This is a genomic window from Segatella paludivivens DSM 17968 = JCM 13650 (genome assembly GCF_000373185.1).
GTDB classification, from domain to species: domain Bacteria; phylum Bacteroidota; class Bacteroidia; order Bacteroidales; family Bacteroidaceae; genus Prevotella; species Prevotella paludivivens.
Window position 1 is genome coordinate 1 of sequence record NZ_KB890639.1, and the last position, 13,888, is coordinate 13,888.

Sequence of the window (13,888 nt, forward strand, 5' to 3'; positions counted from 1 at the left end):
TATTCCATTGAGCTATATATGAATCAGAAGGCTTTAGCAAAGGATTACCACATTGGTACATAAACTCATTTGAATAATAACTAGAGTTGCTTAATTGCCTGAATGTTGGTCTACTTGTACGGGAAGTGAACGACAATGTATTAGCCCAACCATTCTTATTATATATTAATGATATAGAGGGGTATATATTTTTATAATGTCGATGAACATCTCCTGTCCTATCTATTAAATTCTTATAATCAGAAACTAATTCTTCATAGCGTAATCCTCCATTGACCAGTACATCACCCATATTAAGTTTAGCTTCTGCATAGGCAGCATATTTATTTTCTTTATCGCTATAATTTGAAGACGGCGTATTCCCAGAGTCGCTACTCAAAGAACCTGATATATTTATGTGATTACATTCTATTCCCCATGATAATCCCAACTTCTCGTTTAATTTGTAATCGAATGCAAACTTACCAGAATAAATGTCCAACATATTATTTCCGATACTGATGGTTAATTTAGGAACACTCGCTGTTGTTTCATTTGTTTCCTGATTGTATTTATTATTATTATTGGCATAATCCAGATTAAATTCTGACGACAACAGCTTGCTCCACTGTGCATTATAGAATAGGTTTACGTGATTATATTTCGTCTTATTAGTATAATCATTAAGAATATCTGTTAACTGAACAACTTTATCATTTAGCTGATAATCAAGCATAGAAATACGATGTTCATTATCTTTGTTATTTGATGAATTCCACTCAACGCCTATGTTATGTCTATCATTTATTTCATAATCCATGTTTATTTGCCATTCACCGTTAGTCAAATGTCCCTTAGCTGTTTGATCTTGAGTATAACGATGTGTGTTTTCTCCAAGGAATAATTCTTTTGTTTGTGGAAGTATAGATCTGTTTTTTGTATTATCGTAACTGAAGTTAGCTGATAAACTAAGTTTCTGATGCTTAAATCCTATCTTCATGTCATTACCATAGCTTGACCGTCTGTTTTGTTTGGCACTGCTCCCAACTTGCAATGTCAGTCCGTCTTCTTTTTTCAAAAGAACAATCTTAAGTACAGCCTTTCCTTCTGCGTCATATTTGGCATCAGGGTTACTAATAAGTTCGATGCTTTTTATATCTTTCGGAGATAGTTGTCTCAATTCAGTCTGATCTTGTACTTTTTTGTTATTTATGTATATTATAGGAGCACCTAAGCCGAAGACTTCAAATCCACCATTAGCTGTTCTTACTATTCCTGGAATCTGAGAAACTAAATCTGAGAATTCATGTACTTGACTCAATACAGATCCAGCTACATCCGTTATCATAGATCCATTCTTTTGTCGAAAGATGGGTTTACTTCCTATCACAGAAACCTCACTCAAAGTGGTAGAGTTTGTTTTAAGCTTAAGTATTCCTACATTAGTCTTCGTTTCTGATACAGGATAATATAAATCTTCATATCCAATGTGTGTCAGTTTTAATATTTTTGCAGTAAGGTTAGTATTAGATAGAACAAAATTTCCATCTTCGCTTGTTACACAACCAACTACAAATGAAGAGTCTTTGGCATTCAGCAAAATTATATTTGCATATTCGATGGAAATCCCGCCTTCATCAACCAGACGTCCTGTAATAGTTTGAGCATGTCCAGCATATATGTTGCAGCATACGGCTAATATCATTAATAACTTCTTCATTATACTCTACTGTTGCATATTAATTTTATAAAATTATTGTATTCCATCCTTCATGCTTTTAATGTAATATAGCTCAATCAAAGAAAGAAAATCGTCTTCATCTATTGGGCATGGATCATAAGATATTTTATTGTGATTTTGAGTATATCTTCTTTCAATACATCCGCCATCGCAAATTGGCATAAATACACAATCCTTACATCTTTTATCCGAAAACATATCTGAACCTACTGTATATGTTGGGAGTATATAATTAGCTAGTTTCCCGTCAAAGACATTACTTACGACTTTTTCTTTTTTCCCTACATCAACCCAACACTTATATATTTCTCCAGATGGTCCTATAACATAAGAGTTTATACACGATGCTGCGCATCCTCCTATTTGAGGCTGTGTGGAAACATCGATGTCGTTTATCCCATATTGTTCATACAAAGAACGTACAAAAGATATTTTTCCTTTATCTGCTAAACATGCTACTTTGCATGAATTATTTACATCATTAACAAAAGCCACATTAATTGAATAATTTTGGTCTCCCCATCTTTCTTTCATTTCCTTATATAACAAGGGAAAGGTATCTTTATTTTCTGAATGTAGATTTACTCGAACAATAACATGACAATCAGGCATATATCGAAAGACATTTTCTATGTTATTCATAATTATATCATAGGTAGGAATTCCTGATTTGTGAATTCTGCTTTTATTATGATAAGCTTTATTACCATCAACTGTGATTTGAATTTTATTTAAGTTATAATCACTTAATATTTTACATTTTCTTTCATCTAGCAAGAAAGCATTGGTAACCATTGAATGAGAACGTAACGACAAACTTTTATCATTCCGAATCTTATTTAAAAATGATAACATTTTGTCGAAAGCAATTAAAGGCTCACCACCATGCCAACACAAATCTATATTATTCTGATTTTTCTTCTTAATAAAAGAATAGATACCTTCAATAACTTCTTCCGTAATTGTTATTGGTGGTAAATTATTCTCATAACAATATGGACATTTAAAATTACAAGAAAAGGTAGGTAATAGGATAATACTAAGACTATTGCAAGCAAAAGCTTGTTTATATCTTAAAAACTTTTTCAGTTCATAAAAATCCACATCTTCATTTTGTTGAACAAAGACTTTCCCCTTAATCAATTTTTCAATTATATCTTGGTTTATACCTAATGTATTAACTTCAAAGTAATTTAATTTGGACAGTTCTTCTAATTTTGCAAAAAGCTGCCTACTCAATGATATGAAAAATCTGGTTCTTGTATTAAATAAAAGTGCACCATATTTTTCGGAATATTTCAAATAATTATATCGTGAAAATTTCATACTTTATAAAAAATAGGGTACGACAAACTTATAATGTCGCACCCACATGATTAGATTTTGTTAAAATACAGATACTGAAAGCTGGTTAGGTGGTAGGTGAACAACACCATCTCCCTTGCACTCTATAACAGGCTGCTCATTTCCTCCATAAATTGATTCCAATTCAGAGGTTAACACATCTTCAAAAGATGTCAATGTTTTAAATTCCATTTTATTCTTTTTTCATTATACCTACTCACTAAGCTTTTGGGCACACTCTCCTGTTTACCAGTAAGGTCTGGATATAATATTGTCGACTTTATTATGTCATAGTTATATTTCCTCAGAAGAACTGAAAATTATATTACCACTATAGTATACTTCGATGGTATATTCTCCTTTCCCATATCCTTGAAGATCTAGAGTATAGGTTTCACCTTCTGCAAAAGAGCCAGAATTCTGATCTATAAGAATACCATTTTGATAAACTTTTATTTCTGCATTATCAAATGCTCTCATAAAAGTCAATGAACATACCCCATTGTCCATGCTATCAATAATATAGGACATATGAGTTGATTTACGGACAGGAGGAGTTATACCTCCCATGGTTGGTGTTTCACTATTATCAAAATTAATAGCGAATGTGCTTAAATATATTGAACTAAGCAACATTATCAAAGCAAAAAATAAGATATTCTTTTTCATGTTTTAATCTCTATTTATTTAATCCATTTTTTGTCTTTCGGCAGAACAAAGTTATAAACGTTTTTATTACCATCCAATTTATCTTGCAAGAAATTAAAAGTAGGTGTTGCAGGTTGCGTTGCAAGTTAAAATACACTATATCAGCTTTTTATGCTTATTTAAGCTATTTTGTTGCAAGTCAAATGCAACAGAAATAGACAATCCTTAGACTGGAAAAATTACATTTTAAACAAAAAAGAATATTATTATTCAGCTATGAATAGAATATTTTAATTGAACTTTTTTATAGTTAATAGTCTCAATTATATTACAAATAGTTAATAAAAGTCACCAAAAAGTTGTATTTTTGCATCACTATTACTGATTATAATAAAAAAACACTACATGATGAAAATCAATATAAAAGCATTATCTGCGATATTTATAATCATGGTATTTACATCATGCCATGAAAATATAAACCACAAATTACAAATGGCAGACGAGTGCCTAGACAGAAATAATGTTGACTCTGCATATAACATCATAAAGCATATTAATCCTGATAATCTAAATGGAGATGAAAATATAGCCCTTTATACATTGTTAAATACTAAAGCAAAATACATCAAATATATTCCTGTAAAAAACGACTCGATTGATTATGCTATATTTTATTATAAACAGAATGGACCTGAAAAAAGGCTAGCAGAAGCATATAATTATAAGGCTATGACAATGTATTATGATCAAGGAAAAAAGGAAAAAGCAATTGAATATCTTAAAAAAGCAGAAGCGATTGCTTTAAAAACTACTGATACAAAACTAATACAAAAGATTTATGATAATATATGTATTGTTAATTTATGGAGTAACCATTATAATATAGCTCTTGAATATGGATATAAAGCTCTTAATATTGCATATAATATAAAAGATACAGCTAGCGTAGCTTATGATTTAAGATATATATCTGATACATACTCTGAACTAAAAATGGATAAAAAGGCTATGGAATATTATTTAAAAGCTATTCGATATTCAAAATACTACAACAAGCAAAGTCTAAGTATTCTATTAGGGAATATTGGTGAGTATTATTTTGAGAAGGGAAATATTATGAAAGCCAATGAATTTTTAGAGAAAGCATTCCAAAAGAGTCCTAATGTATATACATATTCTGTTGTCGCAGACATGTATATAGAAAAAGGTAAATACATAAAAGCAACAGAGCTTATGGAAAAAGCACCTTTACCAACTAATGATTTTGATAATTTGAAAAAACTATCTACTCTATACAACTTGAATAGAAAATCCAAGAACTATGTGAAGGCTTTAAATTTTGCAGACTCAATCATTCAACTTAACAAGAAAATAAATTACTCAAAAGAGCATGACAACCTCAACGATATCCAGGCTAAATACGATCGTGAGATTATGGCACAAAAATTTAAAAGCCAAATCATATATATGATTGGAGCATTGTTGCTATTATCACTGTTAATCATATTGCTAATATTCAGACAGAAATATAGAAACTCTAAAATAAAACATGGCATAATCGAAAACAGGCTTCTAATAAACGAATACAAAAAGAGAATATCTGAAATGGAAAATGCAAAAGATAATTCCATTTCTAAGATTTCAAACTTGGAACAAAAGATTAATGTCTTAGAGGATAAAGAGTCGAAAACTTTATATAATGGCAAAAAATGCTACGAGAGTATCCTTGATAATAATACTATCGTAAATTGGTCTGCAAAGGATTTGAATGATTTCGTAGACTATTATAGGTACAAAGACCTTCCATTCGTTTCATCGCTTGATGATGAATACAAAAATCTAAGTCCTAAACAATATCTATACTTGATCATGGTGAACGCTATGAATAAAGACGACGCTACTGCGGAAAAAATAATGGGAGTGAGCAATGTTACCATTAGGTCTATTAAATCACGTATAAAGGCTAAGAAAGTCTATCATCCAAGTGTTTGATAAACTTCCTGCTACGTATTTGAAAATACTTAAATAAACTTCTTGGCAAACTCCCACATCACAATACCAGAGGTTACACTGACATTAAGACTATGCTTTGTTCCAAACTGAGGTATCTCCAAACAGTCATCACTCATATCTACGACATTCTGCTTTACTCCTTTTACCTCATTGCCAAATATGACAGCATAACCGTTGCCTGATTCTGTATTGAGATTAAGATTCTGTAATTTAGTGCTTCCCTCAACCTGTTCTATACTATACACGAAATAACCATCACGATGCAATTCTTCTACGGCATCCTCAGTGCGTTCAAAATATTTCCAATCTACACTATCTTCACCACCAAGTGCAGTCTTGTGAATTTCAGCATTAGGGGGACATGCGGTGATACCGCAAAGATATACAGCAGCAATGCGAAAAGCGTCTCCACTACGGAAAACACTACCCACATTATACAAACTGCGTACATCATCAAGAACCACAATTAGTGGTAACTTCTTTGCTTCCTTGAATTCCTCAACAGAAAGCCTGTTCATTTCTATTGTTCTTAACTTGCGCATGTCTTTGGTTTATGCTTTTACAGAGTATGCAAGAGCGTATGCCTTAATTTGCTTTATCATTGCAAGCAAACCATTTGAGCGTGTAGGACTAAGATGATCTTTAAGTCCAATCTTGTCAATGAAATAAAGGTCAGCATCAAGTATTTCAGTTGGAGTATGACCACTAAGAACTTGAATAAGCAATGCTATAATTCCTTTTACGATAAGCGCATCACTATCAGCCGTAAACTGAAGTTTACCATCTACAAGATCGCATTGCAACCAAACACGACTCTGACAACCATCAATCAAATTGCTGTCGTTCTTGTATTTATCATTAAGAACATCCAATTCATTTCCCAGATCAATAAGCATCTGGTATTTATCCATCCAGTCGGTAAAGTCTTCAAATTCCTCTACCACCTCATTCTGGGCTTCATTTATGGTCATATTATTTTATCTCCTTTATTTCGTTAACGGTAACTAATTTATATAGTTTGTCGCTTGGTCTAACCTTTCCCGGTACAGGAATTGAAACCCTTGTACCTTGTTCTGCTTTTTCCACACAATTCAAATCGAAACGTATTTCATCCGCATTCAGATACATAACTCCAGTTGTTGGACCAGTGATAAGAAGTTTGTCACCTTTGTTGAAATCAGAAGCCTCTACAGCAACCTCAGCAACACCCAACTTAGAGAAATATTTCATGACTTTACCAACAAGGACTTTCTTTTCTGTTGCAGCACTGCCATAATGCTTATTCCATTCGCCCAATGTCTGTCCCTGATAATATCCATCCCAGAATCCACGATTGAAGACTTTAGCAAGTTGCTTATCCCACTCGTCCTTCTTTTCTTCGGTTAATGTATCGTCAAGAACACTCTGAATAGCTTCCTTGTAGCATTTCACTACTGTATATACATATTCAGGTCCACGAGCACGTCCCTCTATCTTGAAAACTCTCACACCCGCATCCATCATACGGTCTATAAAACGAATTGTCTTCAAGTCTTTAGGACTCATGACGTATTTATTGTCTATTTCCAACTCGTTACCTGTCTCATTATCAGTAACGGTATATGAACGACGACATATTTGCACACATTCGCCACGGTTAGCACTGCGATTAGCATTGGCAAGACTGAGATAGCATTTTCCGCTTACAGCCATGCACAAAGCACCATGACAGAACATCTCAATACGTATCTGCTTACCCATTGGCCCACATACATTTTGAGCGATAATCTGTTCATGAATTTCTTTCACCTGATCCATGTTGAGTTCACGCGCCAAGACAGAAACATCTGCAAAACGACTATAAAACTTCAACGACTCTATATTTGTTATATTAAGTTGAGTTGATAGATGAACTTCCTCTCCTACTTCATTACAATAACTCATAACAGCCACATCACTAGCAATTACAGCACTTATTCCAGCCTCTTTAGCAGCATCAATAATCTGCTTCATTGTTGCAATGTCATCATCATATATGATGGTGTTGACAGTAAGATATGTCTTTATCCCATGCTCATTGCATGTGGCAGCTATTTCGCGCAAATCATCAATATTAAAATGATTTGCCGAATGAGAGCGCATATTAAGTTTTCCGATACCGAAATAAACGGAATCAGCACCAGCCTGTATTGCAGCGGCAAGACTCTCACGAGAGCCTACAGGTGCCATTACTTCAAATTCTGATATTTTTCCCTTCATGGGTGCAAATTTACTCATTTTATTTGTAACTTTGCGCAATATGAAAAAAATACTTTTATATATAAGTGTCTCTCTTGCATTGATTTCATGCGGTCGTCCTTCTAAACAAACTGTTGAAAAGAACCCGTTTATCACCGATGTAATGCTGAAGACAACTCCAATCAAAAATCAGGGTCATAGTCAACTGTGTTGGGCTTACGCAATGTTGGCCACCATAGAAACAAATCACCTTATGATGGGTGACTCTGTGAACCTAAGCGCAGACTATATTGCAAGAATGATGCTTACAGACGCATCAACAAAATATTATCTTTCAGGGGGCAAAAATACAATTTCAATGCGAGGAATGGGCAGTCTGCTTATTCATCTTATGCAAAACTATGGTATTGTTCCTTTTGATTCATACAACGCCAAAGAACCTGCAAATTATAACGTCATTTGTCGTAAGATCATGCAGGCTACAAAAAGTGCAAACAATCTTAGCACACTCAATCAAAAAGTGAATGATGTACTAGATGAAGAAGTTGGATATATGCCATCAAAATATGTACACATGCTTGGTGCAGAATATACTCCACAAGAATTTGGGCACAGCGTATGCCGTGATGACGAATATGTGAACGTGACAAGTTTTAAGCATCATGTAATGGGTGAATCATTTATATTAGAAACTCCAGACAACATTATGAACGATAAATTCTTAAATGTTCCTATAGAAACCTTGATGAGTATGATTACAAAAAGTATTGTGAAAGGTAAGGCTGTATGCTGGGAAGGTGATATCACCGATTCTGGTTTTTCTTTTAATGACGGAATTGCCGAAACCAATCATCGTACTGTAACTCAGGATTTGAGGCAACAAGAGTTTGAGAGTAGGCAGACTACTGACGACCACGCAATGGAGCTTGTCGGTCTGGCTCATGACAAAAACGGAAAGAAATACTTTATTGCAAAAAACAGCTGGGGCACTGGCAACCGCTTTAGGGGTTACATGTACCTCAGCTATAATTATGTAAAACTAAAGACAATAGCTGTATTCCTTTCTCGGGATTAAAGCCTGTCAACTAGTTATTATTCCGTAAACTTATTTATCTTATCGAGATAATACTGTCTCACATCTTTCCAATGATAATATGGAGCTATATCTGTCTTAACAGGCAATGTGGCTTCATTTTCATTTCTAAGTACTTTTACGAGTATATCCTTAGAGCCTTTCTTGTGATAAAACACAAACTGAATATTGCAAGCCATCGGGAAGATACGATAGTTATTCCATCCCTTGTAAGCAAGCTGCTCTAAATCACTCACCTGCATTCCCATTCCATCAAGATCCATAAGGCATGTAAGCGGCATAACCATCGTGTCATGACCATAACGCAAAGTCACTCCTGGATGTGGTAAAGCTATACAACTATCGGCATCACTAATTATCTTGCGAAGAAGGTTACGCTGACTGTAAGGTTGGTTACCTCCATTCAAAGGACATGCGCCATAGTTGATATACCACCAAGCATTATTTATCTGCCAAAGATCATATATCTCGTCATCGGTAAATAGGTCATATAATGACATGCTATTGCGCAACTCTGTACTTTGCACGTTACTAGCCTGCTTGAATAACATTTCATACAATTTATTGGCATTTAAATGATTTTTCCAATATTCATCATCATTAAACAACAGTCGCATTACACGCTCAGGATGCTCATGATTTTTACAAAATTCAGTATAAGGTATCATTGCGCTTGTTGGCATACGTTTTTTAAACAATAATGAATCATCATAATTCATATAATACATATCATGGTAACTTGCATCATGAGTAATATTCAGCTGTGGATTCATTTTTGTCATTTGCTGCAACGCATTTTCCATACTTAGTATGCAACGTATCACATTAGTGCTCTTTGCATCGACATTAGTTTTTCCAGCAAATATCTGCGGAAAGTTCTTCAACATGCGTTCTGCAATCTGCTTATGCTGCAAAGCTCCCCTTTGAGTAAGTTCTCCGTCACGTCCAAGAGCAGCGGCGCGCATAATACGGAGTTTGGCAAGCACGTCCTTACCCTTAAGTGTGAGTTTACCAAGTGAATCAGCCTTTTCAAGCAGCACAACTGGTTTATTGTAATCACTGTCACCAATAAGCCAACGGCTGCCATGACGTCCATAGTGACTAAGGTAAAACGGTTCATATCCAGAAGGTGCAGGAGTAAGTTTTTTCTGCAAAGGCCCTGGATAAGCCAAATAATTACTTGCCGACAAACTACGGTCGGCTTTAAAATCCTTTCGTGCCTGTTGTGCAAACCCTATAATGGCAATTGACAACAGAATAACGATAAAAGCATTTCTTTTCATATATTGAAAGTTAATTATGATTGCAAATATAATGAATTATTTGGTATAATGATATTCAAATATATATTTTCTACCATATTCTTGGGAGTATAGTAACACAATATTAGATATGGAATATACCACATGAGTAACATGTGTCAATGAAATTAATGCTTTAAAGAAAAACTCTTGAATAAAAAGAAATGTATTGTTACATTTCATCCAGTGTGACATTGATAAGAGATATGTATATTTCTTTTCAAGTATCAAAAAAGTAACTAAATAACACGATATATTAAAAAAATCAGTAACTTTGTAGTCAGTGATTATAAGTAATACTTGTTTATTATGAAGCTATATAAGGGCTTTGAGTATTAAAGGTAAATAGAGAATATAAACTAGAATTGATGAAAAAATGGACAGAAACAATATAAAGAAAATCAACAAGGATAAATCTGGGGAATCTTATGATTTCGATAAGATTATAGATCGCTCAGGAAGTGGCGACTTAAAGCATAAAGCATTGTTACCAAGATGGAGACGTAATGATTTACTTCCATTATGGGTTGCTGATATGGATTTTGAGACACCAATGTTCATAACAGACGCTTTGAAGAAACGCCTTGAGCACTCACTCTTTGGATATACTGTTGAACCTAAAGAATTATGGCAATCAACAATTAATTGGGTTAAAGAACATCATCAATGGGAACTGAAACGTGAATGGCTCAAGTTTATACCTGGAATTGTTAAAGGTATAGGTCTTGTTATTAATGTATATACTAAACCGGGAGATAAAGTAATTATACAACCTCCTGTTTATCACCCTTTCCGATTAACTCCAGAAGGAAACGACCGTGAAGTAGTTTTTAATCCATTAAAACTACGTGATGATGGCTATTATGATATGGATTTTGACAATCTTGAAAAAGTTTGTGATGACAAATGCCGAATATTCATACTCTGCAATCCTCACAATCCAGGAGGTATATGCTGGTCAAAAGAAACATTGCAAAAACTAGCAGATTTCTGTTATGATCATCATTTGCTTGTTATATCTGATGAAATTCATTGCGACATGGCTATATTCGGACACAAGCATATACCATTTGCTACTGTCAGCGACAAGGCCAGAGAAAACAGTATCACTTTTCAGGCACCAACAAAGACATTCAATATTGCTGGAATTATTTCAAGCTATGCCATTATACCAAATGCAGACATAAGAAAAAAATTCTATGGTTGGATAAAAGCCAATGAACTTGATGAAGCTAACATATTTGCTCCAATCGCAACAATTGCAGCCTTTACCAAAGGTGAAGAATGGCGAAAATCTATGCTTACGTATATTGAAGATAACGTGCGATTTGTTGAAAAATACTGCGAAAAGAATATTCCACAAATTCATCCTTTGCGCCCACAGGCATCTTTTCTTATATGGCTTAATTGTCGTGAACTAAATTTAGACCATAAAAATCTACTTGATTTGTTTATTGACAAAGCTCATCTGGCACTTAACGACGGAGAAATGTTTGGTCAAGGAGGTGAAGGCTTTATGAGAATGAATATAGCAACTCCACGATCTGTAATAAAGCAAGCATTAGATCAATTAGCAACAGCTGTCAACAACTTAAAATAAGTTATTGACAGTTGCAGTCCGAATTTTATTCAGACATAAATTAAAGAATAATCACTTTTGAAATGAATGATTATTAAAAATCATTATCGTGTTGAGTTGGAAGAATTTCACATCTACCACTCAACACGATAATGACTTTTTTATACAAATTGAGTATATAACATTTATTCCCAAACTTCTTTTGCTATTTCTTTAACAAGTTTTATTTTCGCCCACTGCTCTTCTTCAGTCAGTTTATTGCCAATTTCGCAAGAAGCAAATCCACATTGAGGACTGAGGTAAAGACGATCAAGAGGTATGTATCGTGCAGCCTCATGGATGCGGGCAATTATAGTTTGCTTATCTTCTAGTATCGGACTTTTCGTCGTAATGAGTCCCAATACAACTTTCTTACCCGGAGCAACATGTGCCAAAGGCTCAAAACCACCAGAACGCTCATCATCATACTCCAGATAGAAAGCATCCACATTTTCACGAGCAAATAGAAAATTCTCTACTGCATCGTATGCACCTTCAGAAGCCCATGAAGAATGGTAGTTTCCACGACAGACATGCGTACTGATGACCAATCCTTCATGTCGTTCTTCGAGAGCAAGGTTGTTTAGGCGGAGATAAGTTTCCTGTAACTGTTCAGCATTATAGCTAGAACCAGCCATAGATTTCCAAAAATTCTTATCGCACACCATTCCCCACGTACAGTCGTCAAATTGAATGTTGCGGCATCCGGCATCATAGAGATCACGTATGATTGTGCGATAAGTTTGTGCAATATCCCATATTAATTCTTCATTGTCTGGGTAGATTGCGGTTGTTGTTTTACCATTGTCACCACGAAACAATTCTGCATAGAATTGTGCTGGGGCAGGAATTGTCTGTCGTGCAACAATACTTTCTGTTTCAAACTGTTTCACATACTTGAAATGCTCTATGAATGGATGGTTCTTGCCATTAATCTTTCCTGTTAGTGCTACAGAACCATGTGTCGTTTCCTCATGATGGAAGAAATAACCATTGTCAAGCTCAATATGCTTTGCACCATTTATACCCCACATGAAGTCAAGATGCCAATAACTGCGACGAAATTCGCCATCGGTTATCACCTGCAAGCCTGCTTTTATCTGTTTTTCAATAAGCTCGGCAATGCACTTGTCTTCCACTTGCTTTAGTTCTTCACTTGTAATGTCGCCTTTCGCAAACTTTACCCTTGCCAGTTTTATATCTTCAGGGCGGAGAAAACTGCCCACTATGTCTGCACGGAATGGTGCATTCAGTATATTTTTACTCATCTTGTTTACTTTTAAAATTGTTACTTTATCTTACTTATAATCCGGATTTCATGCAGCGAAGTTACTAAAAGCAATTTTTACAGGCAAATATTTTGATAAATTCAGAAAAATATGCTATTTTTGTATGATAATTCTGTAATTAACAGAATATCATTCTTTAAATTAAACAATATACAAAATGGAAAAATATGAAAATTTAGACAATATAGACATTACAATTCTACGAACTTTGCAGAAGAATTCGCGACTGACCACCAAGGAACTTGCGGCAAAGATACACCTTTCCACATCTCCAGCCTTTGAGCGTCAGAAGCGCTTAGAAAGGGAAGGATACATAAAAGGGTATATGGCAGTAGTAGATGCAGAAAAAGTTGGTAACGGTATTTTAGTACTGTGTAACATTCGACTCAAGCAGCACACGGAAGATCTAATACAGCAGTTTATGGATGCTGTGAAAAATATCGATGAAATCACAGAATGTTTCAACACCAGTGGGGATTATGACTTCTTGATAAAAGTCTATGCAAAGGATATGAAAGACTATCAGCAGTTTATGCAGCACACGCTGGGTAGAATAGAGTGTGTTGGTAGCTTACATAGCGTATTCGTCATTGACGAAACTAAAAATACCCATGGTGTCACGATTCGACGAAAAATATAAGT

Annotated in this window: 13 protein-coding genes; 4 read left to right on the forward strand and 9 right to left on the reverse strand. The window is 34.6% G+C overall.

The window, feature by feature from the left end:
* The 4 genes from B045_RS0106190 to B045_RS0106205 all read right to left on the reverse strand — a co-directional run.
* A partial coding sequence (locus B045_RS0106190; RefSeq protein ID WP_154650111.1) for an outer membrane beta-barrel protein occupies positions 1-1,699 on the reverse strand: 1,699 nt, incomplete at its 3' end.
* A 33-nt stretch (positions 1,700-1,732) separates the two neighbouring features.
* Entirely contained in the window at positions 1,733-3,046 is a 1,314-nt protein-coding gene (locus tag B045_RS0106195; protein ID WP_018463405.1) for a radical SAM/SPASM domain-containing protein, read from the reverse strand.
* A 60-nt stretch (positions 3,047-3,106) separates the two neighbouring features.
* Positions 3,107-3,256 (reverse strand): hypothetical protein, encoded by a 150-nt coding sequence (locus B045_RS15515; RefSeq protein ID WP_018463406.1) that lies wholly within the window; start codon positions 3,254-3,256, stop codon positions 3,107-3,109.
* Positions 3,257-3,358: 102 nt separating this feature from the next.
* Entirely contained in the window at positions 3,359-3,733 is a 375-nt protein-coding gene (locus tag B045_RS0106205; protein ID WP_081618597.1) for a DUF3244 domain-containing protein, read from the reverse strand.
* A gap of 384 nt (positions 3,734-4,117) precedes the next feature.
* Between B045_RS0106205 and B045_RS0106210 the strand changes: the two genes are divergently transcribed.
* Positions 4,118-5,707 (forward strand): tetratricopeptide repeat protein, encoded by a 1,590-nt coding sequence (locus tag B045_RS0106210; RefSeq protein WP_018463408.1) that lies wholly within the window; start codon positions 4,118-4,120, stop codon positions 5,705-5,707.
* Positions 5,708-5,736: 29 nt separating this feature from the next.
* On the opposite strand, the gene B045_RS0106215 is transcribed toward B045_RS0106210, so the two are convergent.
* From B045_RS0106215 to B045_RS0106225, 3 genes are read right to left on the reverse strand one after another with little or no spacing between them, the layout of a single operon-like run.
* Positions 5,737-6,270, reverse strand: coding sequence for a TrmH family RNA methyltransferase (locus B045_RS0106215; protein WP_018463409.1), 534 nt, complete (start codon positions 6,268-6,270; stop codon positions 5,737-5,739).
* 9 nt (positions 6,271-6,279) lie between these two features.
* Complete coding sequence (locus B045_RS0106220) at positions 6,280-6,699, reverse strand: SufE family protein (RefSeq protein ID WP_018463410.1); 420 nt, start codon at positions 6,697-6,699, stop codon at positions 6,280-6,282.
* A gap of 1 nt (position 6,700) precedes the next feature.
* Entirely contained in the window at positions 6,701-7,966 is a 1,266-nt protein-coding gene (locus tag B045_RS0106225) for a peptidase U32 family protein (protein ID WP_018463411.1), read from the reverse strand.
* Positions 7,967-8,006: 40 nt separating this feature from the next.
* Between B045_RS0106225 and B045_RS0106230 the strand changes: the two genes are divergently transcribed.
* Positions 8,007-9,020: a C1 family peptidase gene (locus tag B045_RS0106230; RefSeq protein ID WP_018463412.1), complete on the forward strand. Its 1,014-nt coding sequence runs from the start codon at positions 8,007-8,009 to the stop codon at positions 9,018-9,020.
* Between the two features lie 17 nt (positions 9,021-9,037).
* Here B045_RS0106230 and B045_RS0106235 read toward each other — a convergent pair whose 3' ends face one another.
* The gene (locus B045_RS0106235) at positions 9,038-10,321 is read right to left on the reverse strand and encodes a histidine-type phosphatase (protein WP_018463413.1); all 1,284 of its coding nucleotides are present in this window, start codon (positions 10,319-10,321) and stop codon (positions 9,038-9,040) included.
* Between the two features lie 394 nt (positions 10,322-10,715).
* Between B045_RS0106235 and B045_RS0106240 the strand changes: the two genes are divergently transcribed.
* Positions 10,716-11,939 (forward strand): MalY/PatB family protein, encoded by a 1,224-nt coding sequence (locus B045_RS0106240; protein WP_018463414.1) that lies wholly within the window; start codon positions 10,716-10,718, stop codon positions 11,937-11,939.
* Positions 11,940-12,103: 164 nt separating this feature from the next.
* Here B045_RS0106240 and B045_RS0106245 read toward each other — a convergent pair whose 3' ends face one another.
* On the reverse strand, positions 12,104-13,225 hold the full coding sequence (locus B045_RS0106245) for a 5-methyltetrahydropteroyltriglutamate--homocysteine S-methyltransferase (RefSeq protein WP_018463415.1): 1,122 nt from the start codon (positions 13,223-13,225) through the stop codon (positions 12,104-12,106).
* Positions 13,226-13,403: 178 nt separating this feature from the next.
* On the opposite strand from B045_RS0106245, the gene B045_RS0106250 reads away from it, so the two are divergent.
* Positions 13,404-13,886, forward strand: a complete 483-nt coding sequence (locus tag B045_RS0106250; protein ID WP_018463416.1) for an Lrp/AsnC family transcriptional regulator — start codon at positions 13,404-13,406, stop codon at positions 13,884-13,886.
* The last annotated feature ends 2 nt before the right edge of the window (positions 13,887-13,888 follow it).